A 23613-nucleotide genomic window follows, 5' to 3' on the forward strand; every position below is an offset into this window, starting at 1 on the left:
GGCAGATACCTTCTTAGTGCAGGAAGGCGTCGCCGCCGAGATCGCCGCCCGCGTGTCCGCTCAGGTCGGTGCCCGCATGCGAGTCGGTGAAGAGCCCGGAGTCGCTGTGTCCGGTCACCGAGGTGTCCAGATGCGAACCGGCCGAACTGTCGAGCCCGGAACCGAACGCACTCGAAACATCCAGCGACGACCAGGTATTCGCGGTGGAACCGACGGTCGAGGACGCGCCGCCGGTCAGCGCGGAACCGGCGTGACCGCCGAGATCGGCGGCACCGCTGGCAGCGCCGTGCGCCGAACCCGCGGCCGAACCTGCCGCACCGGCGTGCACCGTGCTGTCGACGCCCGACGAAAGACCGCCGCCGAGACCGGCATTCGCCGAGCCACCGAGATCCGTGGCAAGCCCGGTTCCGGCATGCACGCCACTGTCGATGGCACCGCCGAGTCCGGTCTCCAAACCGGTTCCCGCATGCGCACTGCCGCCGAGCCCCGTTTCCAATCCCGTTCCGGCCTGCGCACCGCCACTGGCGGCACCGCCGATTCCGGTGGAAAGACCGGTGCCCAAATGCGTTCCGGCATCGACCGCACCCTGCACACCGGACGTCGCGCTGCCGCCGACACCGGTGGCCGCGCCGATCCCGGTGGACAGACCCGACTGCAATCCGGTCACCGCATGACCCCCGGCGTCGGCAGCACCGCCCACACCGGTGGACAGGCCCGACTGCAATCCGGTCACCGCGTGGCCCCCGGCATCGACAGCACCACCCACACCGGTGGACAGGCCCGACTGCAATCCGGTCACCGCGTGGCCCCCGGCATCGACAGCACCACCCACACCGGCAGACAGACCCGCACCGAGCTCTGAACCCGCGTGCGCGCCAGCACCGAACGCGCCATTCAAACCGGACGACAAACCCGCGCCGAGATCGGCACCGGCATGGGCACCGCCATTGAGTGCGCCGCTCAAACCGGACGACAAACCGGCGCCGAGATCGGCACCCGCCTGGGCACCGCCACCGAGGCCGGTGGTCAACCCCCCGTTCGCGGCGCCGGAGACCCCGGTCGTCGCATGCGCACCCGCATCGACAGCGCCACCCAGGCCGGTCTCCAGACCCGACCCGACCTGTCCGCCGCCGTCAAAACCACCGCCCAGGCTCGTCGACAATCCGCCACCGAGATCGGCGCCCGCACCGAGCGCGGCACCGGTGGCCAGCGTCGACTCCAGCCCGGTCGTCACCTGACCGGCCGCACCGACCCCGGGCGACACACCAGAAGAAACGCCAGAAGAAACTCCGCCCCCCAGCCCCGTACCGGCATCCACCACACCGCCGACACCGGTAGCCAGCCCCCCACCGAGCTCCGAGCCCGCCTGCGCACCAGCACCGAATGCACTCTCGATCCCCGAGGTCGCCTGCGCCCCAGCATCGACAACCCCATTCAAACCCGTGGACACACCGCCCCCGGCCTGCGCACCACCACCGAGTCCGGTGGACAGACCGGCCCCCGCCTGCGCACCAGCATCGACAGCACCACCGAGACCTGCGGACAGCCCCGCACCGAGATCGCCCCCGGCGTGCGCACCACCACCGACAGCACCACCAAGTCCCGTCGACAGCCCGGTTTCCAGACCCCCTGCAGCCTGCGCACCAGCGTCGACCGCACCACCAATTCCCGTCGACAGCCCGCCACCGAGCCCGGCCCCAGCGTCGACCGCGCCGCCGATTCCCGTGGACAGCCCGCCACCGAGCCCGGCACCAGCATCAACAGCACCACCGAGTCCGGTGGACAGCCCGGTTTCCAAACCACCAGCTGCCTGCCCGCCCGCGTCGATCGCGCCACTCAGCCCCGAGGACAGCCCCGCACCAAGGTCACTACCGACCTGCGCACCACCACCGACAGCACCACCAATTCCAGTCGACAGATCCGCACCCGCGTGCGTCCCGGCATCGACGGCTCCGCCGATTCCGGTGGACAGCCCGCCACCAAGACCGGCACCCGCCTGCGCACCAGCATCAACAGCGCCACCAATTCCCGTCGACAGCCCGGTTTCCAAACCACCGGTCGCTTGGCCGCCCGCATCGATCGCGCCGCTCAGACCCGAGGACAGCCCCGCGCCGAGATCGCTGCCGACCTGCGCGCCGCCGCCGACAGCACCACCGATTCCAGTAGACAGATCCGCACCCGCGTGAGCCCCGGCATCAACAGCACCGCCGAGTCCCGTCGACAGCCCACCGCCAAGTCCGGCACCAACCTGCGTCCCGGCATCGACCGCACCGCCAAGGCCGGCGGACAAACTGCCACCCAGTCCGACACCCGCCTGAGTCCCGGCATCAACAGCACCACCGAGTCCCGTCGACAGCCCGCCACCAAGCCCGGCACCAGCCTGCGAGCCAGCGTCCACGGCACCACCGATTCCGGTGGACAGCCCTGCGCCGAGATCACTTCCGGCCTGTGCACCAGCATCGACCGCACCGCTGAGGCCAGTGGACAAACTGCCACCCAGTCCGACACCCGCCTGAGTCCCGGCATCAACAGCGCCACCGAGGCCCGTCGACAGCCCGCCACCAAGTCCGGCACCAGCCTGCGAGCCAGCGTCCACGGCACCACCGATTCCGGTGGACAGCCCTGCGCCGAGATCACTTCCGATCTGTGCACCAGCATCGACCGCACCGCTGAGGCCAGTGGACAAACTGCCACCCAGTCCGACACCCGCCTGAGTCCCGGCATCAACAGCGCCACCGAGTCCCGTCGACAACGCGCCACCGAGCCCGGCACCCGCCTGCGCACCAGCGTCAACAGCGCCACCGAACCCGGCACCAGCCTGTGCACCGGCGTCCAAGGCACCACCAACTCCAGTCGACAGACCAGCGCCGAGATCACTACCGACCTGCGCACCGGCATCGACCGCACCACCAATTCCAGTCGACAAACCACCGCCGAGACCGGCGCCGGCGTCGACCGCACCACCAATTCCAGTGGACAGGCCCGCGCCGAGATCACCGCCGATCTGTGTCGCACCGCCGAGGGCACCGCTGAGGCCGGTGGTCAGGTTCGTGTTCACGTCGGCCGCAGTGCCTATGGCGCTGGAGAGTCCGGTTGTCGCCTGGGCACCGGCGTCGAGGGCGCCGCCGAGGCCGGTGGACAGGCCCGCTTCGAGGCCCGAACCGACCTGCGCACCGGCGTCCACAGCGCCGTTGAGGCCGGTGGACAGGCCGCCGCCGAGTGCGGCACCGAGGTCCGCGCCGGCCTGACCGCCCGCACCGACCGCGCCGCCGAGGGCACCGCTGAGGCCGGTGGAAAGGCTCGTGCCGAGGTCGGCTCCCGCTTGGGCACCGGCACCGATGGCGCCGCTCAGGCCAGCGCCGAGGTCGGCACCCGCATTGATGACCCCGTTCAGTCCGGCACCGAGGTCGGCGCCTACCTGGCCGCCGGCGCCGAGACCGCCGGACAAACCGGTCTCCAAACCGGAAATCACCTGCCCACCGGCGCCGGCGGCACCGTTGAGGCCCGCGCCGAGCGCCCCGGTCAGGCCGGTGCCCACCTGCGCACCGGCACCAATCGCGCCGGACAGCCCGGTAGCCAGATCGGCCCCGGCCTGTGCACCGGCGCCGAGCGCGCCTCCGAGTCCAGCCGTGAGACCGGTCACAGCCTGCACACCAGCATCCACAACGCCGCCGAGACCAGCGGTCAGACCCGCACCCGCATCGACAATGCCGCCGAGGCCGGTGGCCACACCCGCGCCGAGGTCGGCGCCGGCCTGCAGGCCAGCGCCGATCGCGCCATTGAGGCCGGTGGCCAGGTCGAGGCCGGTGCCGACACCCAGGTCGGCGCCGAGATCGATATCGGTGCCGAGGTCGACGCCCGCGTCGGCGGCCGCGCCGACACCGACCGCGGCGGCGGTATTCGCGCCAGCGGCGGCATTCGCGTCGGCCGCGCCAGCGCCGCCGGCCGCCACGATTGCCGACAGCTGCGAACCGCCCGCGATCAGGGCCGATTCGGCGACCATGGGGGCGACGGCGGCAATGTCCTCCGGCGTCACCGCGGGCAAACCGGCAGCTGCCAGTGCCTGCCCGGGGTTGGCGCAGTAACCCACCGCTGCCTCATGGTCGCGCAGCAGGTTCAGGATGAACTCCAGAATCGCGTTCGGTGTCATCGAAATCATCTCCCAGGATGAGCGGACCCTCGCGATCCGCGGTCGTTGGAATGCATTTCACGCTAAGGACGTCAAGCGTTACTTCGAAACGGGGCGCACCCCTACTGCGCACCGCACGTCATCGTTAGGGGCACCCGAACCATTAGGGGAATTTCCCCGCAACTTCCCCGCCTCGGTAACGGCGGACGCCCAGCAACCGACAGAAGTGTTGCGGTTGGGCAGGTCCACTCCGCCCCTTCCAGAACTACAACAGCGACTACCGGGCCACACAGTTTTCGAACGGGGTTCTCGAATGACAGAGCGTCTGGCGCTCGGCATCAATGTCGGAGCGGCGAATTCGGTCGCCGTGGCGACTGCGGGGGACGGCAGCGATTTCGACAGGGGCCACTCCGGCGGCACCGTCATAACCCATCCGAGTGTGTTGCGCCTCACCCCGGAGGCGGCGCCCGCGTTCGGGGACGGCGCCCGCCCGACCGGCAGGCACTCCAATGACGTTGTGCTCGAGGGCTTCCTCGCGCGGGTCGGCGATCCGGTGGATATTCTCGCCGAGGACGGAACCGCCCACTCCGCAGCGGATCTCGTGGCCACCGCGGTCGATTGTCTGATCGCCGAGAGCGGCGCCGACGCAGCGCAGTCCACGGTCGCCTGCCATCCGGCGTGGTGGTCGCGGCACACCGTCGATGTGCAGCGGGCCGCGTTGGATCGCGCGGGCCTGCGCGAGGTGACCTTGGTTCCGGAACCGACCGCGGCGGCGCGCTGGCTCGAGGCCGCACACGGCCCGCTCGGTGACGGCGCGGTGGTCGTCTACGACCTCGGCGCATCCGGTCTCACCGTCTCGGTGGTGCGTACCGGCGTTGCCGCGGCAGTGCTCGGCGCACCACTGCGGACCACCGATGTTGCCGGCGCCGAATTCGATCTGCTGACCATGCGCTACGTCCTGGCTAATGCCCTGCGCGGAAATGATTTCGATCCGTTCGATCCGGTCGTCGAACGAGAATTGTCGGCATTGCGCGATCGCTGCCGATATGCGAAAGAAGAGCTTTCCACAAATACCGCGACGGTCGTCCCGGTTCGTTTGAACCCAGCCGATCACGATGCCGAAAACATCCGACTGGTCCGCGGCGAACTCGAGGATCTGCTCCGCGGGCCATTGCTGACCTCGATCGATCTCATTCGCGACGCGATACATCGCGCCGGACTCGATATCGGCGATATCGGCCGGGTGCTGCTCACCGGCGGCGGCGGCGCGATCCCACTGGTCGCCGAATTGGTCTCGACCGAATTCGGGCTCCCCGTGGTCGCGGCACCCGAGCCGAAGTTCACCAGCGCACTCGGTGCCGCCGAGCTGGCCGCGGATCTGCTGTCGGCGACGGTGGATCGCACCCCCGTGGCTGCCATGGCCGTCGGCATCGCGAAGACCACCGAATTTCCGACAGTGCCGCGACGCGTGCAGCCGCCGCCCGCGCCCAACTCCCGCATGACCGGGCGCACCCCGGCCGACGACAACGCGACGGTGCCCAATCAGACCTTGCCGAAACGCCGCGACCGGTCCCGCCGCAGGCTCTCCGGCCGCCAGCGCGCCGCCATCATCGCGGGCGCGGCCCTGATACTCGGCGCACTCGCCACCGGTACCGTCGCCATCGGCACCGGCGCGCAGCCGGGGCCGAACCGACCCACGAGCCCCGACCCGACGACCGCGCCGGGTGCCGCGGTCGTCGCGGTGACCAATAGCGGCAACACCTCCGATACCGCGACCACCTCCGCCAAGGACTCGCCCGCCGGAACCACGGACAAGCCGAAACCTGTTGCGGGACAATCGAGTTCCCCGGCCACGAACACCGCCGCCGCGGTGAACGGTCAATCCGCGCCGGTCCAGACCACCGATGGCCAGCCCGCCCAGAGCCAACCGGCACAGAGCCAACCGACGCAGAGTCAACCGGCACCCGCCGCACAGCCGACGACGGAGGCTCCGGCACCGCAGCCACAGCCGACAACGCAGCCACAGTCGACACCGCAGCCCATCCCGCAACCGCAGGTCCCGACCGTGCACCTGCCCCTGCCGACCGACACCATTCCCCTGGGGGACACCGTCCCAGGCGTCGTATCCGCACTGCCGAAAATTCCCGGAGGCCGATGATGAGTGACATCGCCTTCGACACGCTGCCCTGCGCGCGGGAGATCTTTCGCGAATTGGACTCCGCCGACCGGCAACCGGTCGTCTATCTCATCCGCGGCCGCTCCGGCTCCGGCAAATCCACCCTGCTTTCGGTGATCCGGGCCCGCCTGCGCGCGCACGGCATTCCGTTCCAAGACGATCCGGTGCTGACCGAATACCTTGCACCGCAGGTCAGCTCAGTCGATGGCGGGCATGCGATAACGGACGGCCACGATCCGAACCGGCCGCACGCCGATACCGATGCGCACGCCAACCGCATCCGCGCGAACAGCGCGGACCATGTCAGCGGCGACGGCCACCGCAGCGGCCATCTGGTCCGAACCGCCGAAAAGCCCGGCCCGGGCATTCGCTCCAACAACGGCGCCCATCCGCGCGCCGCCGCCCCGCGCCCCGCCCTGGTCATCGACAATGCGCACACCCTCGGCGCAGCCGATCTCGAATCCCTCTGTGCGACCATCGAATCCGGCCGCTACACGGTCATCGTCGCGACCCAGCCGCGTCCGCACGATCCGCACCTGCGCACACTCGCCGACACCGTCGCCCGCCGCGGCCGGGTGGCCGATCTGCGCGCCCTCGGTGTCTCGGATATCGCGCCGTTCGCCCGTGAACTCGGCATGGCGGTGCCGCGACCGGTCGCCCAGCACATCCATCGCCAGACCGCGGGCAGCCGTGGCGGTGTGGTCGCCGCGTTGACCGCCGCTTGTTCGGCCCGTCTCGATGCCGGGATCAGCGCCGTCGACGACGCTGTCGCCGCATGGGCCCGTGCCCTTTTGGACAATCTCGAGCCGGATCTGCTGGAGACCCTGGTGGTCGCCACGACCGGCACCGGCCTGGATTCCACCGAACTCACCGAGGTCCTCGGCGTGGATTCCCCTGCCGCCCAGGACCTTATCGACCGGGCCAGGGCCAGTGCCCTGGTCACCGATGCCGATCTGCTGCTCGAGCCAGCCGTCACGCCGCTGCGCACCCTGCTCGGCGATCGCCGCTTCGTGGCGGTGCAGCGTCGCTTGCTCAACGCGCGACTGGACGCGGGCCTGCTGCGCGATCACACCGCGCTGCTGCTCGCCGAATCCGGCGTCCGCGATCAGCGGCTGGCCGAATTCCTCTGCGCCGCAGCCGAAAAGGCGGGCCGTGAGGCCATCCGCTACTACGCCGCCGCGACGGCCAGCGGCGCCGATCCCGACCTCATCGCGCTGCGCTGGGCGGAGGCGGCCGCGAATACCGGCGACGGCGATACGGCCATGCGACTGGCCGAACCGCTCTTGGCTCGCCCGGGTGTATCGGGTGCGGAATTGGCCGCGGCCGTGCGGATCTGCGCGGCCGTGCTCACCCGACGCGGTCTGGTCGGCCGCGCCGCCCAGCTGTATTCCTGGCTCGGCGCGCATCGGGTCGGCGCGGATTGGGCGGTCGGCGCGACCGTGCAGTACCTCGCCGGTGACGTGACCGCGGCGGCCGAGCTGTCCAAATCCTCGACACAGTGGCCGCCAACCGAGGCCAACGCACACGCCCGCCTGATCGCCAGCGCGCTCGCCCGTACCATTGTCGAACACGAAACCGGCACCGCCGCAGCGGTATCCGCACTCATCCAGGCCGCGCAGGCCGATGCGAGCAGCGATCGGTTCCTGCCGTGCACCGCGGTCTCCATCGCGACGCTGCTATGCCTGAGCACCGGTGAACCGCGCCGCGCCGGTGAGGCACTGCGCCGGGCCGGCACCAGCGGCCTGCGCTGCCATCAACTGCAGGTGCTCACCGCGTGGGCCGCGATGCTCGGCGGCGACGAACAGGCCGCCGCGGCCACCGTCGCCGCGCTGCAACCGGATTCGCTCGATATCCGCGACCGTCTGCTCGCACACGGCGTCGCGGTCGGCCTGGCCCGCCGCGGCGGCGATCATGCCGCGCTCACCCGCGCCTGGCAGGCCGCCTATCCGCTCTTCGATGATGTCGATGCCGACCTGCTCACCCTGCTGCCGATCGGTGAGTTGTGGCTGGCGGGCATCCGGCTGCGCGATGAGCGCCGGATCGCGCCGCTGGTCGATGCCTCCCTGGCGCTGCTGCGCCGGCTGGACCAACCGCCTGCCTGGGCCAATGCCTTTCACTGGTACGGCGTACAGGCCGCGATCGCACACGAAAGTCCGGAGGAGCTGCTCCCGCACGCCCGGCTGCTCAAGGCCGCGGCCGAGGCCGGAGACCGGCACGCCGCGATCCTCGCCGACGCGGGTCGCACCTGGGTACTCGTGCTGCGCGGACAGGTCGCCGCGGCCCCGGTGCAGGCGGCCGTGGCCGGACTCAGCGAGATCGGCCTGACCTGGGACGCCGCCCGGCTGGCGAGCGAGGCCGCACTCGCGGCCGCCGATTCCGCCACCGCGACGGCACTGCTCAAACTGGCCAGGACCGTCCGCGCCGACGCCCGGCCCCAGGAGCAGCCGATCCGCCCGGCCGCACCCGCCGCGACCAACGGCGACGGGCCAACGCCGCCGCCGGAACCCGTCCCGGACGCGGCGATCCTCAGCGACCGCGAACGCGAGGTCGCCGAACTCGTGCTCCTCGGTCTGACCTATCGGGAGATCGGCGCTCGTCTGTATATTTCGGCGAAGACCGTGGAGCATCATGTCGCCCGTATCCGACGCCGGATCGGTGCCCGTTCCCGTTCGGAGCTATTGTCGATGCTCCGCGCCATGGGACACGGCTCACTGCTGGTGTGACCGGGGTGCCAGCCGATCCGTGACGCCGAAGCGAGGTATTTGAGGATGGCCACTGGGGTGGGCCTGCGCATCGCCGAGGACAACTGCACAGCGGCCATCGTGACCGATGGCGGCGTACCACAGTTCATCGTCCGTGAGTCGATCCTGCACATGTCCGATGACGGCGATACCGTCCTCGGCGGTCCAGCCCCGGCCGGTCATACGCATTCGATCACCGGTTTCGCGGCCGCGGTCGGCGATCCCGCCGGTATCTCCGTCGACGACGGCGAGGCCTACCGGGCCGAGGACCTGGTCGCGACGGCACTGTTCTGCCTGATCAATCTCACCGCCGAACATTTGAACGGCGCCGCCGAGTTCTACGCGGCCTACCCCGCCGAGTGGCCGTCCCAATACGTGCTCTCGCTGCGCGAAGCCCTCGACTACCTCGGCCTGCGTTCGGTATTGCTGGTCAGCGAGGGCGACCTACCCGGCAGCGATGCTGTCGCACCGGAGCAGTCCTACGCCTACGACGCCGCTCGGGCGGCCTTGGCCGCGGTGCTGGCGACACCCGCGGGCGCGACACCGCCGGATCCGAGCAATGCCGAGAATTCGACCGTGGTCACCGACGTGATCCCGGCGGTGCCGGCACCCGATGCCCAGCCGCAGGCCTATTCGGCGGCGATTCCGATCGGCGAACCGCTCGTCGCGCCGGTCGGCGAACCGGTCGCACCGACCGCCGTCGAGGTGCCCGCGACCGCGGCCGCCGCCGAAAAACCCAAGGCACCGCACATCACGCCACTGCTGATCGGGGTCGCCGCCGTCATCGGCCTAGTGCTCGGGGGCTTGGGCATCTCGGTGCTCTTCCATGACCCTGCGACCCCGGTGCCGCCGATGCGTGATGCCAAATCCGATCAGGTATCGGTGAGCCCGTCGCCGCAACCGCCGGTCAACCTCCCGACCGCGCCGGTCACCACCACCGAACCGCCCATCGTCATCACCAGCAGCGAGCCGGAGACGACCACCGAGGCGCCGACCGCGACACCGCCGCCGACCACCACAACCACCGAGCCGCCGACCACGACGACACCGCCGACCACCACGCGGCCGAGCCGAACCACGACAACACGCCCATTCCCCATGTGGACCGCTCCTGGCTGGAGTCCGCAGCCGTGGGAACCGCAGTACACGTTCGACTTCCCATCTCCTCGATGATTTAGTGGGGCCCGACACAGGTTTGTGCCTTAAAGTGATCGGCTGACCGGTGTTGTCGGAAAATTTGCGAACAACAGGTCTGTTGCTGGACGAAGACTGTGCGCCGAGCGGATGCAGCCCATGGCCCACGGACGTAGCTGGCACACCTCGTGCCGACGAAGGGACTTCATGCGCAAGTTGGTGGCGCGTAGCGCCGCGGTCAAGGCGGCCTCGATCGGATTCGCCGCGACCGTATTCATCGCACCCTTACTCGTCACCACCGCCGCTTCGGCAGAACCGACAGCACCAGGGCAGCTGAGTGCGGAGAACCTGCCGCCCGAACTGGTGCAGGCCATCTCCCGCGATCTGAAGATGACGCCTGCGGAGTACCTGGAGCGCTCGGCCAAGGCCCAGCAGCTCAGCGACTACGCGCGCTCGTTCCGCAGCGAACGTCCCGATACCTACGCGGGCGCCTGGATCGGCACCGACGGCAAGCCGATCGTCGCGGTCACCTCGGTCGATGCCGCCAAGATCGCCGCGGCCGACGGCTATCAGACCCGGCTCGCCCCGGTCTCGGCGAACAGCCTGGAGAACTCACTGGCGCAGCTCAATCAGTGGATCACCACGCTGCCGAAGGAGATCTCCCAGTCGATCAACTCCGTCGCGATCGACTTCCTGAACAGCCAGCTGATCATGTCGGTGGCCAATACACCGGTCGGCCACGCACTGAACCTGCCGACCCTGATCGCCAACGTCAAGGTCATCCTGTCGCCCAACAGCGGCGGTCCCGTCGAGCGCCGTCCGATGGGCGGCGACACCTACATCACCGCGCCGACCTCGCTGAAGGACACCTCGCTGCGCGGCGTCGATGTCTGCTCGTTCGGCTTCAACAGCGTGGACGCGGCGGGTAACGCGCTGAATATCAGCGCGGGCCACTGCGATCCGAATATCGATAAGAGCGATCAGCAGGCCGCGGTCTACCTGCCCAATATCCGTGACATCCCGAACAGCATCGAGCTCGGCAACTTCGTCGCGGCGCGCTTGGGCGGCCCGAGCGCGCTCGACTACTCGGTCATCAAGCTGAACGAGCGCTCGGTCAACGCGGGTATGGACCAGCCGTCGGTGCGCGGGTCCAATGGCACCACGCTGACCATCACCGGCACCGCCGAGCCGGTCACCGGCGCTCCGGTCTGCAAATCGGGCCAGTCGTCCACCTTCACCTGTGGGTTCGTGGTGGCGGACCGGGTCGAGACCCAGCTCTACACCTCCGAGGGCGTGAGCAAGACCGTGCGCGGCTTCGCCAGTTCGGCCTGCACACTCGGCGGTGACAGCGGCGGCGCGATCGTCTCGGGCACCCTCGCCCTCGGCATCACCAGCGGTTCCAACGCCGCCGACGCACCCGACTGCAATGAGGCCAATATCGCGCTCGCGCAGTACGGCGGCACCGCGACGCTCGGCATTCCGATCCGTTCGATCCTGGCCGATATCGATGCGGCCTCCGGCGGCGGCGTCGGCAATGGCATCACGGTGCGGACCCGGCCGAACGCCGGGTAATCCCGTTGCCTGACACTGTTTCTGCGCGGCACGGTCCGCCGGATTCACCGTGGGCAGCACAACATTCCGACATGAGTAGGCATAACCGGCCGGACACCTTAAGGTATGGGCATGCTCCTGCCACGTATAGGTCAGTTCCGATCAGCTGCGCGACAGACCCGAGTCCGAAAATCAGTAATCGCCGCCTCGGCGGCGATTCTGCTGTTCGGTCCGACGGCGGCAGTAGCGAACGCGCAACCCGATCAGCCCGCCCTGCCCGCCGAGCTGATCGCCGCGGTCGCGCGTGATCTGAAGATCTCCCCCGAGGAGTACCTGCACCGCGCCGATCTGGCCCAGCAGGTCGCGGCCTTCGCCACCACGGCGCAGCGCCAGTTCCCACAGGTCTTCGGCGGCGCGTGGCTCGATGACGGCGGCAAGGCCGTGGTGGCGCTCGCGCAGGGCCCCGGCACCGACGAGGCCCGCAAGGCCGCCGCGTCGGCCGGATTCGAGGTCCGCAATGTCGCCAAGAGCGAGGCGGCGCTGCGCGGTGAGAAGAGCGCGTTCGAGCGCTGGCTGGACGGGCAGCCCGAGGCCGTTTCCGCGCTGGTGCGCGGCGTGGTCGTCGACACCGTCAACAACAGCATCGCGGTGCGGGTCGAGCAGGCCGGTCTGCCGATGCCGAACTTCATCGATCCGTCGCGGGTCATCGTGATGGCGCCGCCGGTCGCCGGTGAGCAGCTGCAGACGACTCCGGTCGCCGGCGCGATGGGGACCGGCCCGGTGGCCGGTGGTGACGCCTATGCCTCGATCGCCGGGAAGACGTCGCTGCGGTGCTCGTTCGGCTTCAATGGCACCGACCGGGCGGGCAATGTCGTGAACATCACCGCGGGCCACTGCAACCCCGACATCGCGTCGGCGGGCTCGGCGAATGCCTCCGGCGTCTTCGAAATGGCCGGCGACCGGCCCGGCGCGCAGCTGGGCACCTTCCAGAAGTCGGTGCTGGGCGCGCAGGACTACTCGATCATCCGGATCAACGACCAGGCCAGGGATCGGTTCACGAACAACTTCGTGCGCCAGCCGGGTGCGTCGGTCGCCATCGAGGGCGTTGCCGTGCCGGTGGTCGGCGCTCCGGTCTGCAAGTCCGGTGCGCGCACCGGCTTCAGCTGCGGCATCGTCAACGCCGTCGACCAGACCGTGCAGGTCGGCGAACGGGAGCTGACCCAGGCCTTCTCTGCCAATATCTGCGCCCTGCCCGGCGACAGCGGCGGCGCGATCGTCTCCGGCCGGATGGCGCTCGGCATCTCCAGCGCATCGTCGGTTGCCGACTTCCCGATCTGCGAGATCCCGAATCTGATCGGCGCCCTTACCGGCAATGCACCGCAGCTGTTCGCACAGCCGGTCAGCGTGGTGCTTTCGGACAACCCGGGTCTCAAGGTCAACAACTGAGCCCGAACCGACCGGTGGGTACCCGGAACTAGCCAAGGGCTCGAAAAGGCCGGCAGCGGCGACGCTGTCGGCCTTTTTGCTGTCACTGCGGGCGATCCGCTGACCTTGCGCAGCCCGAACGCCCCGAAAGGCCCTATGGGGCGCCGCCTGGTTCCGGCATCCTGGACTGCATGTGTTTGGTGTTGATCGGTTGGCGGGTGCATCCGGAATTTCGGTTGATCGTCGCGGCCAATCGCGATGAGTTCTACTCCCGCCCGACCGAGTCGATGCGATGGTGGTCCGAGGTGCCGGGACTGCTGGCCGGGCGCGATCTGGGGGCGATCGGCAAACACGCGGGCGATCCGCCGGGGACCTGGCTCGGCCTGACGCGGGAGGCGAAGGGGCGCAATCGATTCGCCACGGTCACCAATGTGCGCAACCCGAAAGCCGAACGCGGTGACGCCCGTTCGCGCGGGGCGCTGCTGATGGACTTCCTGCGCGGCACCGATGTCGGCGACGATATCCCGGGTCCGGAAAAGTACGTCCTCGACGTCGCCGCCGCTCCGGACGACTACAACGGCTACAACGTGCTGGTCTCGGACCTCGAATCGCTGTGGTGGCACTCCAACCGCAGCGCGGCTCCGCCGCAAGAGCTGACACCGGGCTTCCATGGTGTGTCCAACGGCACCTTCGTGACATCGGCCGCACCGGGCTCCGCGGCGGCATTGGAAGCGCCCCAACCCATGTGGCCCAAGGTGCGCACCGGCCTCACCGAACTGCGCACGGTGGTCGAATCGGATCCGGGCAACCTGGCCCGCTACTTCGCGGTGCTGGCCGATCGCACCCAGGCGCCCGATGGTCTCCTGCCGCACACCGGAGTTCCGCTGCGCCGCGAGCGCACGCTCTCGGCCAGATTCATCGCCAACACACTGCACGGCACCAGGGCGAGCACGGTATTGCTGGTGCGCGAGGACGGCTCCTTCGAAATGGCCGAGCGGTCATTCGGGCGGTTCGGGCGCGGTAAGGGCGAGGAAACCTTCAGCGGCAGTTTGGATTTGCGCGAGCATCAGGCCTGAGAACGCGACCGGCCCGCTCTCCTCGGAGAGCGGGCCGGTCGGTTTTCGGTTCGAGTCAGTTCGGCGTCTGAGCCGGCGCTGGCGCGGCAGCTGCCACCGGCTTGTCGGCCCACTTCGTGGTCCCGTCCGGAGCCTGGATGGTGTTGAGCAGTTCGACGCCCGCGGCGACCAGGGTCGGACCGCCGACGGCGATGGTGCCCAGGATGCCGCCGATGCCCGCACCGGTCACCAGACCCGGAAGGCAGCCGACCGGGAGACTGATGATGCAGCCGGCGATCGCACCGATCGCGGTGCCGATGAACCCACCGACCGCGGTCGCGATGCCGAAGTTGCTGGCGAATTCGTTCTGCGCGCGCTGGTTTTCGATCGGCGACGCGACTTCCTTGGCGACAACCGGCTTAGCGACAACCGGCTTGTCGGACACGACGAGATCCGCCGGCTTTTCCGGGGTGACCTCGAGAACGGTGCCGTCGTTCTTCATATCCGCTTTGACCGGAACCAGCTTGCCGTCGACGTCCACGTTCAAGGGGAAGGAGACGACGGTGTTGCCCTTGCCGTCCCGCACGTTGGCGACCGTGGTCTTCGGGTCTTCGGCGGTGGCGCCGGGCTCCTCGGTCAGCGAGAAGGTCCCCCCCTTGAGCGCCGCCACAACGGTCTTGTCCACCAACTTGACGGAGTAGGTGAGGCCGGGATCAGCCGGTGCGACCGGTTCGGCATGCGCGGTTCCGAGACCGATGGTCATCGCACCAATGGCCATCGCGGCAGCCGCGGTGGTGCTGCGGAGTTTCATCCAGTATCCAATCCATCATCAGGTTGTCCGCGAGCTGCCTTCGTACACGCGAGAGCGCTCATCAACCCAGAGTGGTCGGCCTCTGGATTCTCCCCGAGCAGTGTGAAGGACAGGCACATCAGACAGAACGTCGTGAGCGTAATCCAACCGACATGAAGATGCGAGATCCGTTGTTCATACTGTGATCTCCGCGTGACTAAGCCTGTCCTTAGCGTCAGCACGGCTTTGCTGACTGTTTACGGTGGTTGTCGCCCGAACTCACATCCGAATTGTCGGATCTTCGTGAGATCCATCACAGGCAGAATCCAGGTCAAGCCCCAGGAAGAGGGGGCACTGACCAACTGCCGATCGTACGATAGACAGGTAAGTTACCGGTGGGTAACTTACCTGCGGTTACGATACGAGCCAACCGGGTGGCGCAATCGCCGCCCACGCTCGTGTTGCCTCAAAAGAAAGGTCGCGACATGAATGCCCTGACACTGACGCTGGGCACGATTGGTGTGGCGTTCAGCCTCCTGGGTTGGGCTTCATTCGTCGGCGGCGTCGGCAAGATGACCCGCGCGATCATGATCGGCCAACCCGCGCCGGATCGCTGGCGGCCGATCTTCCCTCGGCTCAAGACAATGATCGTCGAATTCCTCGCCCACACCCGGATGAACAAATTCCGCACCGTGGGCTGGGCGCACTGGCTGGTGATGATCGGCTTCCTCGGCGGTTTCATCCTGTACTTCGAGGCGTACGGGCAGACCTTCGATCCCGAATTCCACTGGCCGATCATCGGCGGCTGGGGCATCTACCACCTGTGGGACGAGGTGCTCGGCATCGGCACCGTGATCGGCATCCTCGTGCTGATCGCCATTCGCCAGCTCAACCACCCGCGGGTGCCGGCGCGGCTGTCGCGATTCAGCGGTTCGCAATTCGGTCCGGCCTATGTCATCGAGGCGATCGTCTTCCTCGAGGGCATCGGCATGGTCATGGTGAAGGCGGGCAAGATCGCCACCTACGGCCACTCCGAGGTGTGGACCGACTTCTTCACCATGCAGGTGGCCAAGCTGCTGCCGTCCAGTGTGGCGATGGTCGCCGTCTTCGCGTTCATCAAGATGGTGTCGGGCAGCACCTTCCTGCTGCTGGTCGGTCGCAATATCAACTGGGGTGTGGCCTGGCACCGGTTCGCGGCCTTCTTCAATATCTACTTCAAGCGTGAGGACGACGGCAGCGTCGCGCTCGGCGCCGCCAAGCCGATGATGTCCAAGGGCAAGCCGGTCGATATGGAGACCGCCGACCCGGATGTCGACACCTTCGGCGCCGGCCGGGTCGAGGACTTTTCCTGGAAGGGCTGGCTGGACTTCACCACCTGCACCGAATGTGGTCGCTGCCAGTCGCAGTGCCCGGCCTGGAATACCGGTAAGCCGCTCTCGCCCAAGCTGCTGATCATGTCGCTGCGCGACCACGGCGTCGCGAAGGCGCCGTACCTGCTGGCCGGTGGCCGCAAGGATATGGGCGGCGACGAGGTCGGTCTGGTCGATGCCGACGGCAAGCCCGATGAGCGCAAGCTGGCCAAGATTTCCGCGGCGGCCAAGGCCGAGGCGGAGCGTCCCCTGGTCGGTGGCGAAGATCTCAACGGCATCATCGATCCGGAAGTGCTGTGGTCGTGCACGACCTGTGGTGCGTGTGTCGAACAGTGCCCGGTCGATATCGAACACGTCGACCACATCATCGATATGCGCCGCTACCAGGTGCTGATCGAATCGGAGTTCCCCTCCGAGCTGGCCGGGTTGTTCAAGAACCTGGAGAACAAGGGCAACCCCTGGGGCCAGAACGCCAAGGACCGGTTGAACTGGATCAACGAACTCGACTTCCAGATCCCGGTCTTCGGTCAGGACGCCGACTCCTTCGACGGCTACGAGTACCTGTTCTGGGTCGGCTGTGCGGGTGCGTACGAGGATCGCGCCAAGCGCACCACCAAGGCGGTCGCGGAACTGCTCGCCACGGCCGGGGTGAAGTTCATGGTGCTCGGCGCCGACGAGACCTGCACCGGTGACTCCGCCCGGCGTGCGGGCAACGAGTTCCTGTTCCAGCAGCTCGCAGCCCAGAACATCGAACTGCTCAACTCGGTTTTCGAAGGCGTCGAACAGTCGCGCAAGAAGATCGTGGTCACCTGCGCGCACTGCTTCAACGCGTTGAACAATGAGTACCCGCAGGTCGGTGGCAGCTACGAGGTGGTGCACCACACCCAGCTGCTGAACCGGCTGGTGCGGCACAAGCAGCTGATCCCGGTCGCGTCGGTATCGCAGAACGTCACCTACCACGACCCGTGCTACCTGGGCCGCCACAACAAGGTCTACAACGCACCGCGCGAGTTGATGGAGGCGTCCGGGTCCACCCTGGTCGAAATGCCACGCCACGGCGAGCGCTCCATGTGCTGCGGTGCCGGTGGCGCCCGCATGTGGATGGAGGAACAGCTCGGCAAGCGCATCAATATCGATCGCGTCGATGAAGCCCTGTCCACCCTGGGCGGCGGCAATGAACCGTCCAAGATCGCGACCGGCTGCCCGTTCTGCCGCGTCATGCTCACCGACGGTGTCACCGCCCGCAAGGACGGCGGCGAGGTCGGCCAGGGCGTCGAGGTCGTCGATGTCGCCCAGCTCATGCTCGATGCCATCGACCGCGTCGATCCGGCCACGCTGACCGAAAACCTGACCGTCGTGCAGGAACCGAAGACGGCCCCCGAGCCGGAACCGGTCGCGGTCCCCGAACCGGCCCCGGTCGCCGAGGCCGCGGCCGAGCCGAAGGCGGCACCGGCCGGTGGCGGCCTGGCGATGAAGGGCGGCGGCAAGGCGCCCGGCGGTCTCGGCATGAAGGGTGCGGCCAAGGCACCCGGCGGTGGGCTAGGGATGAAGGGCGCCGCGAAGGCACCCGGAGCCAAGGCACCGGCCGCGGATACGGAGGCGACTTCGGCTCCGGCCGCACCGGTCAAGGGCCTCGCGATGAAGGGCCCCGCCAAGGCACCCGGAGCCAAGGCACCCGGCGGTCTCGGTATGAAGGGTGGCGCAAAAGCCCCCGGCGCCAAGGCGGCCCCCGCCGCTGCCGCGGACGAAGCGACCACGGCCGCCGAGGCACCGGCCACGCCCGCGCCCCCGGTCAAGGGCCTGGCCATGAAGGGCCCGGCGAAGGCACCCGGCGGTAAGGGCCTGGCGATGAAGGGCGCCGCCAAGGCTCCCGGTACCAAGGCACCGGCACCCGCGGCAGCAACGGCCGAGGCGTCGGCCGCTCCCGCCCCGGCCGCGGAAACCCCCGCCGCCGAACCGGTTTCGGCCCCCACCGAAACCAAGCCGTCCATCCCCGCCAAGGGCCTGGCCATGAAGTCCGGCTTCAAGCGCCCCGGCCCGAAGGCTCCCGGCACGGCCGCACCGTCGACCCCGGTCGAATCCACACCCGCCGCGGAAACCGCTGCGGCCCTTGCGGATTCGACCCCGGAACCGGAACAGCCCACCCATGCCACCTCCGGCAACGGCGCCCCCGAAGTCACGCCGCCGACCGCCAAGCCCGGTGGCCTCGGCTTCAAATCCGGGGCCAAGGCCCCCGGCCGTAAGAACTGACGGGAAAACCTGAAAATCGGCCCGGGTGCGCACTGCGCACCCGGGCCGATCGCTGTTCAGGCGCTGGACGCCGTCATTCGGTCTCCTTCGGATGTCCGGTCAGACAGCGTTCGAGCAAGACCCGCCCGGCTGTCTTGCCGCCCTTCTCCCCGGGCTCGACGAAGTACCAGAGTCTGCCGCCATCGGTGAACTTGTACTGATACCGCTCGAAGGTCCGTCCCTGATAGGTCCCATATCGCAACTCGCCCTTGAGGGGGTAGAGCCGCGGCGACTGCAGATCTGGTTCCCGAGTCAGCGTGTCCCAGGCTTCGACCAGGGCGTTTCGCGCGGCAGCGACACAGTCGGTCCAGCCTTTCTGCGCCTCGGTGGTGATGAAGACGATTTCGTACTCGGTACGTTTGAGCGGTCGCGGCACCACATCGCGTCGTCTGCTCACTCGCCACCATCGGGAGCTGGCACCGACACAGGCACTTCCAGATATTGCAGATCCGAGCCGTCGGCCCGGATCCTGGGATCCGCATAAGCGGTAGCGGTATCCCGCCACGCCGCCAAGGTTGTCGTCAGTCGATCGAGCCTGCCAACCGCGAGACCACCGCGGGCGTTGTTGAGGAAGTCCGCGACGAACTCGGGGCGCTCCGAAGCGGGAAGCAACTCGATCCATGGGAAGGCGATCGTGAGTCGACCTACCAGTCGCTCCAGCGTCTCATCGTCCAACGCGATCGCGAGCAACTGGGTGAGTGCCCCGAGCGTCGCCTCCTCCGCTGCCGCCGCGGCAGCATCGGACAGCCGTACCGGAGGCGCGGAACGGCGCATGAGGACCACATCTCCGTGCTCCTCCATCGCCTCGATGACCCGGTTGGGGTCGCGTAGGAACTCCGACCAGGTTGCTGTCACGCTCATGTCTTGACGATATCAGAACTAGTTCTGATATCGGTCGGCGATAAGTCAGGTGCCATGCCTGCCGGATGCGGCGGAGACGAACGGTTCGACCTCGGCGGTGGCCTGATCGGCCCGGGTGCGCACTGCGCACCCGGGCCGATTTGTGTTCAGTACAACCCGGTCCTACGTCAACCAGTCGTCGAGGGACGGGAGTTCGGTGGCTACCTTGCCGGTGAAGGCGGGGCGGCGCTTTTCCAGGAAGGACATGATGCCTTCGCGCAGGTCGGCGCTGGAGAAGGCGTAGGAGATGAGGCGGGCGTCGAGGGTGAAGACGTCTTCGGGGGTTTTGTCACCGGACATGGCGACCAGACCGCGCCGGATGGCGGCTATCGAGACCGGGGCCACCTGGGTGGCGAGTTCGGCGGCGAGGGCGTGCGCGGCGGGAAGTAGGTCGTCAGGGGCGTGCAGACTGGTGACGAGGCCCGCGGCCAGCGCCTCATCGGCACCGAAGACGCGGCCGGTGATCATCCATTCCTTGGCCTTCGCCAGGCCGACAATGCGCGGGAGAAACCACAGTGATCCGCCCTCCGGAAACAGGCCGCGGCGGGCGAAGACGAAACCGAAGCGGGAATCCGTTGCGGCGAGGCGGAAATCGGCGGCCAGCGTCATGGACAGGCCGACGCCGACGGCGGCGCCCTGCATGGCGACGATCACCGGTTTATTCAGGTCGGTCATCGGCCGGACCACACGGGTGGACCACTCGACCCAGCCGGGCGCGGTGACGTCCTCATCGGAGCCGCCCGCCGTGAGATCCATGCCGACGCAGAAATCCTTTCCCGCCGCGGCGAATACCACGGCGCGCACATCATCGTCGCGATCGGCGGCGGTGAAGGCGGCGCCCAGTTCATCGGCCATTTCGGTGGTGAAGCCATTGCGGGCGTCGGGTCGGTTGAGGGTGATGGTGGCGACCGCGTCCGTCACGCGGTAGGTGATCGTGTTGTAGGACAATTCGACTCCCTGAAAGGTTGGCGCGGCGGGTCAGTGCTTGCCGGATGCGGCGGAGACGAGCAGTTCGACCATGGCGGTGGCCTTTTCCGATCGCGGCGGATCGCCGGTAATGACATCGCTCCAGACGAAGGCCTCGCCGAGGCGCACGATCGCGTAGGCGAGATCCCGGATCTCGATGCGCGGGTCGAGATCGGGCAGTCCGGCCAAACGCGCCGCGGCCCAGTCGATCATGCGGCCCTGGACCACGCTGTAGCCGGAGGTCAGCACGCGCAGGCCGTACTCCGGATCGTCGGCGACGAATCGGGACAGTGGTTCGAAGGTGCGCACGGTATCGGCCAGCTTGCCGAAATTGCGGACGAAACGTTCGGCGGGCGCACCGTATCCGCGCGCCTCGACCCGGGTGATCGCCTCCTCGATGATCCGCCACACCACCTCGCCGATCACCACTTCCCTACTGCCCCACCAGCGATACAGCGTGGCACGGCCGATGCCCAGCTCGCGGGCCAACTGGCGCATATCGATGCGGCGGCCGTCGAGGAACCAGCGGTGCGCGAGGTCGATCACGTCCTCGCGCACGGGCTTGGGCGATAGCGCCACCGACGAGTCCGCGGCGTCGGACACGACTATGGCCTCGTCAGCGCGGCGTAGCGGGCCAGATGTTGGTCGCTGGAACCGAATTCGTGCTCGATAGCGGTCAGCCGCTTGAAGTAGTGGCCGATCGCCAGTTCCTCGGTCATACCCATCGCACCGTGCAATTGCACCGCGTTCTGCCCGATGAATCGCGCGGCCCGGCCGATGGTGACCTTCGCGGCCGAGACCGCACGCGCTCGGTCCGCCGGGGCCGCCCCCAGCGAATAGACGGCCAGGTACACCGCGGCTATCGCCTGCTCGAGTTCGATGTACATATCGACCATCCGATGCTGGAGCACCTGGAAACTGCCGATCGGCTGGCCGAATTGCTGCCGCTGTTTGGTGTATTCGACGGTGTCCGCCAGTACCTTCCGCATGCAGCCGACGGCCTCGGAGGCGATCGCCGCGATCGCCTCGTCCACGGTGACGTCGATCGCGTCCCACGCCGCGCCCTCGACGCCCAGCAGCGCGGCCGCGGGCAATCGGAGGCCGGTGCAGGTGATGTCGGATCCGACCCGGTCATCGATCGTCCGATAGGAATGCACTTGCACACCGGCGGGCGGATTCGTGGCGTCGAATTCGGTGAGGAACAGCGAAATGCCGTCCTTATCGCGCCGAGCACCGGCGGTGCGCGCGGTAATCAGGAGATGGGTCGCCAGCGGCGCACTGGTCACGACGGTCTTGACGCCGTCGATCAACCACGAATCACCATCGCGGCGCGCGGTGGTCGATACGTCGTGCAGCGTCTGCCCCGAGGTCGGCTCCCATGCGGCGAAGGCGGTCCGCGCGGCACCGGAAACGATCTGTCGCAGTACCGAATCGGCGAGTTCACCGCCGCAGCGATTCAGCAGACCCGCGCCGACGACCACGGTGTCGACAAAGGGCTCGACGACCAGCGCGCGGCCGAGTTCCTCGGTGATGATCATCAGCTCGACCGGACCGCCGCCCATACCTTCGACCCGCTCGGGCAGCGTGGCCCCGAGAATGCCCAGCTCATCGGCGAATCCGCGCCAGACCCCCGGCTGCCAGCCGATATCGGATTTCGCCGCGCTGCGACTGTTCTCCAATTCGTAGCGGGCGCCGAGGAATCCGGCCACCGCATCGCGGAGGAGTTCCTGCTCATCGGTGAAGGTGAAGTCCATCAGAGCCCCAATGCTGCCTTGGCGAGGATATTTCGCTGAATTTCATTGCTGCCCGCGTAGATCGAGCCAGCGCGGTCGTTGAAGTAGCGCAGCGGTGCGACCGCCTGCCAGTCCTCACCGCTGTGATAGCCGTCCGCGGGCGGGGTGAATTCGGCGATCGGCCCGCCGGGTTCGGTGGCATGCGGCTGATAGACCCGACCACGCGGACCGGCCGCCTCCAGCGCCAATTCGGTGAGCTGCTGACTCAACTCGGTGGCCAGAATTTTCAGCATCGAGGAGGCCGGGCCGGGGTTCTTGCCCCGTGCCATCGCCGAAAGCGTGCGGTACTCCAGGATTTCGAGCACCTCGGTGCGAATTCGGGCCTGCGCCAATTTCGCCGCGAATACCGCGTCATCGATCAGCGGATTGCCGTCGGGTCCGGTCTGCCCGGCCGCCGCGGTCGCCGCCTCCTGGGCCATGACCTGCAGCATCGGTGAGGCCGCGCCACCGCGCTCGTGGACCAGCAGATATTTCGCGACGGTCCAACCGTCATCGATGCGACCGAGCACATTGCTCTTGGGCACCCGGACGTTATCGAAGAAGACCTGGTTCTGCACCTGTTCGCCGGAGGTCATCACCAGTGGGCGAATCTCGATGCCGGGCGTGGTCATATCGATCAGCAGGAAGGTGATGCCCTGCTGCTTCTTGCCCTCGCGTGAAGTGCGCACCAAACAGAAGATCCAATTCGCCTCTGTCGCATGGGTTGTCCAGATCTTGCTGCCAGTGCACACGAAATCCGCGCCGTCATCGACGGCGGCCATGGTCAGCGATGCCAGGTCCGATCCGGCCTCCGGCTCCGAATACCCTTGGCAGAAGAAGATTTCCCCGGTCAGGAGGCGCGGCAGATAGAAGTCCTGCTGCTCCGGCGTGCCGAAGGCGATGATCGCGGGCGCGACCATTCTGATCCCCATCGGCGACAGGGTCGGCGCACCGGCAAGTGTCGATTCGCGGTTGAAGATGTAGTGCTGGGTCAGGCTCCAATCGCGGCCGCCGTGTCGCACCGGCCAGGCGGGCGCGGCCCAGCCGCGCTCGTGCAGGATGTGCTGCCACCGCATGCTGGCCTCATGGTCCGGATACACACTCGTCGCCAAGCGCCCGGCCCGCCGTAGTTCCGGTGTCAGCTTCTCGTCGAGAAATGCGCGAACCTCGTCGCGGAAGGCCAGATCGGCCGCTGACCAGTCGTAATCCATCTGCCCTCCCGGAGGGATATGCGTCTTCGCATCGGTGCGGCCATACGCCCCACGAGACACAATGTACGACTGTCTCACCCCGAAATCAAACTGAAGTCGCCCGA

The 23613-nt window shown here is 68.1% G+C and carries 15 protein-coding genes; 7 read left to right on the forward strand and 8 right to left on the reverse strand.

What is annotated here, in order from left to right:
- Positions 1-13 precede the first annotated feature (13 nt).
- Positions 14-4150 (reverse strand): beta strand repeat-containing protein, encoded by a 4137-nt coding sequence (locus tag ACQP0C_RS39690; RefSeq protein WP_433728708.1) that lies wholly within the window; start codon positions 4148-4150, stop codon positions 14-16.
- A gap of 292 nt (positions 4151-4442) precedes the next feature.
- Here ACQP0C_RS39690 and ACQP0C_RS39695 point away from each other — a divergent pair, with 292 nt between their 5' ends.
- The 6 genes from ACQP0C_RS39695 (at position 4443) to ACQP0C_RS39720 (ending at position 14232) form a co-directional block, all read left to right on the forward strand.
- Positions 4443-6287, forward strand: a complete 1845-nt coding sequence (locus tag ACQP0C_RS39695; protein ID WP_433728710.1) for an Hsp70 family protein — start codon at positions 4443-4445, stop codon at positions 6285-6287.
- Positions 6287-9028 carry a LuxR C-terminal-related transcriptional regulator gene (locus ACQP0C_RS39700; RefSeq protein WP_433728712.1) on the forward strand — a complete coding sequence of 914 codons (2742 nt, stop codon included), beginning with the start codon at positions 6287-6289 and terminating at the stop codon, positions 9026-9028. The genes ACQP0C_RS39695 and ACQP0C_RS39700 overlap by 1 nt, the downstream gene beginning before the upstream one ends.
- 45 nt (positions 9029-9073) lie before the next feature.
- Positions 9074-10219: a hypothetical protein gene (locus tag ACQP0C_RS39705; protein ID WP_433728714.1), complete on the forward strand. Its 1146-nt coding sequence runs from the start codon at positions 9074-9076 to the stop codon at positions 10217-10219.
- A 168-nt stretch (positions 10220-10387) separates the two neighbouring features.
- Positions 10388-11752, forward strand: a complete 1365-nt coding sequence (locus ACQP0C_RS39710) for a S1 family peptidase (RefSeq protein ID WP_433728716.1) — start codon at positions 10388-10390, stop codon at positions 11750-11752.
- Between the two features lie 111 nt (positions 11753-11863).
- Complete coding sequence (locus ACQP0C_RS39715; RefSeq protein ID WP_433728718.1) at positions 11864-13177, forward strand: S1 family peptidase; 1314 nt, start codon at positions 11864-11866, stop codon at positions 13175-13177.
- 170 nt (positions 13178-13347) lie between these two features.
- Positions 13348-14232: an NRDE family protein gene (locus ACQP0C_RS39720; RefSeq protein ID WP_433728720.1), complete on the forward strand. Its 885-nt coding sequence runs from the start codon at positions 13348-13350 to the stop codon at positions 14230-14232.
- A 55-nt stretch (positions 14233-14287) separates the two neighbouring features.
- Here ACQP0C_RS39720 and ACQP0C_RS39725 read toward each other — a convergent pair whose 3' ends face one another.
- Positions 14288-15022, reverse strand: coding sequence for a hypothetical protein (locus ACQP0C_RS39725; protein ID WP_433728722.1), 735 nt, complete (start codon positions 15020-15022; stop codon positions 14288-14290).
- 464 nt (positions 15023-15486) lie between these two features.
- Here ACQP0C_RS39725 and ACQP0C_RS39730 point away from each other — a divergent pair, with 464 nt between their 5' ends.
- Positions 15487-18621, forward strand: coding sequence for a (Fe-S)-binding protein (locus tag ACQP0C_RS39730; protein WP_433728725.1), 3135 nt, complete (start codon positions 15487-15489; stop codon positions 18619-18621).
- 73 nt (positions 18622-18694) lie between these two features.
- On the opposite strand, the gene ACQP0C_RS39735 is transcribed toward ACQP0C_RS39730, so the two are convergent.
- The 6 genes from ACQP0C_RS39735 to ACQP0C_RS39760 form a co-directional block, all read right to left on the reverse strand.
- Positions 18695-19057, reverse strand: coding sequence for a hypothetical protein (locus ACQP0C_RS39735; RefSeq protein ID WP_433728728.1), 363 nt, complete (start codon positions 19055-19057; stop codon positions 18695-18697).
- Complete coding sequence (locus tag ACQP0C_RS39740) at positions 19054-19521, reverse strand: hypothetical protein (RefSeq protein WP_433728730.1); 468 nt, start codon at positions 19519-19521, stop codon at positions 19054-19056. The genes ACQP0C_RS39735 and ACQP0C_RS39740 overlap by 4 nt, the downstream gene beginning before the upstream one ends.
- Before the next feature lie 162 nt (positions 19522-19683).
- Positions 19684-20508, reverse strand: a complete 825-nt coding sequence (locus ACQP0C_RS39745) for an enoyl-CoA hydratase-related protein (RefSeq protein WP_433728732.1) — start codon at positions 20506-20508, stop codon at positions 19684-19686.
- Between the two features lie 30 nt (positions 20509-20538).
- Positions 20539-21129, reverse strand: coding sequence for a QsdR family transcriptional regulator (locus ACQP0C_RS39750; RefSeq protein ID WP_433728734.1), 591 nt, complete (start codon positions 21127-21129; stop codon positions 20539-20541).
- 2 nt (positions 21130-21131) lie between these two features.
- Positions 21132-22280 (reverse strand): acyl-CoA dehydrogenase family protein, encoded by a 1149-nt coding sequence (locus ACQP0C_RS39755; RefSeq protein ID WP_433728737.1) that lies wholly within the window; start codon positions 22278-22280, stop codon positions 21132-21134.
- A complete protein-coding gene (locus tag ACQP0C_RS39760) occupies positions 22280-23509 on the reverse strand; it encodes an acyl-CoA dehydrogenase family protein (protein WP_433728739.1) in 1230 nt (409 codons plus the stop codon). Before ACQP0C_RS39760 ends, ACQP0C_RS39755 begins: the two co-directional genes overlap by 1 nt.
- Between the last annotated feature and the right edge of the window lie 104 nt (positions 23510-23613).

The sequence above is a fragment of the Nocardia sp. CA-129566 genome (assembly GCF_050956075.1).
In the GTDB taxonomy this organism is placed as follows: Bacteria; Actinomycetota; Actinomycetes; order Mycobacteriales; family Mycobacteriaceae; genus Nocardia.

Bases quoted from the DNA above. Each gene is read 5' to 3' on its own strand.
- ACQP0C_RS39690 (WP_433728708.1), bottom strand. From the start codon at position 4,150: ATGACACCGAACGCGATTCTGGAGTTCATCCTGAACCTGCTGCGCGAC.
- ACQP0C_RS39695 (WP_433728710.1), top strand. From the start codon at position 4,443: ATGACAGAGCGTCTGGCGCTCGGCATCAATGTCGGAGCGGCGAATTCG.
- ACQP0C_RS39700 (WP_433728712.1), top strand. From the start codon at position 6,287: ATGAGTGACATCGCCTTCGACACGCTGCCCTGCGCGCGGGAGATCTTT.
- ACQP0C_RS39705 (WP_433728714.1), top strand. From the start codon at position 9,074: ATGGCCACTGGGGTGGGCCTGCGCATCGCCGAGGACAACTGCACAGCG.
- ACQP0C_RS39710 (WP_433728716.1), top strand. From the start codon at position 10,388: ATGCGCAAGTTGGTGGCGCGTAGCGCCGCGGTCAAGGCGGCCTCGATC.
- ACQP0C_RS39715 (WP_433728718.1), top strand. From the start codon at position 11,864: ATGCTCCTGCCACGTATAGGTCAGTTCCGATCAGCTGCGCGACAGACC.
- ACQP0C_RS39720 (WP_433728720.1), top strand. From the start codon at position 13,348: ATGTGTTTGGTGTTGATCGGTTGGCGGGTGCATCCGGAATTTCGGTTG.
- ACQP0C_RS39725 (WP_433728722.1), bottom strand. From the start codon at position 15,022: ATGAAACTCCGCAGCACCACCGCGGCTGCCGCGATGGCCATTGGTGCG.
- ACQP0C_RS39730 (WP_433728725.1), top strand. From the start codon at position 15,487: ATGAATGCCCTGACACTGACGCTGGGCACGATTGGTGTGGCGTTCAGC.
- ACQP0C_RS39740 (WP_433728730.1), bottom strand. From the start codon at position 19,521: ATGAGCGTGACAGCAACCTGGTCGGAGTTCCTACGCGACCCCAACCGG.
- ACQP0C_RS39755 (WP_433728737.1), bottom strand. From the start codon at position 22,280: ATGGACTTCACCTTCACCGATGAGCAGGAACTCCTCCGCGATGCGGTG.
- ACQP0C_RS39760 (WP_433728739.1), bottom strand. From the start codon at position 23,509: ATGGATTACGACTGGTCAGCGGCCGATCTGGCCTTCCGCGACGAGGTT.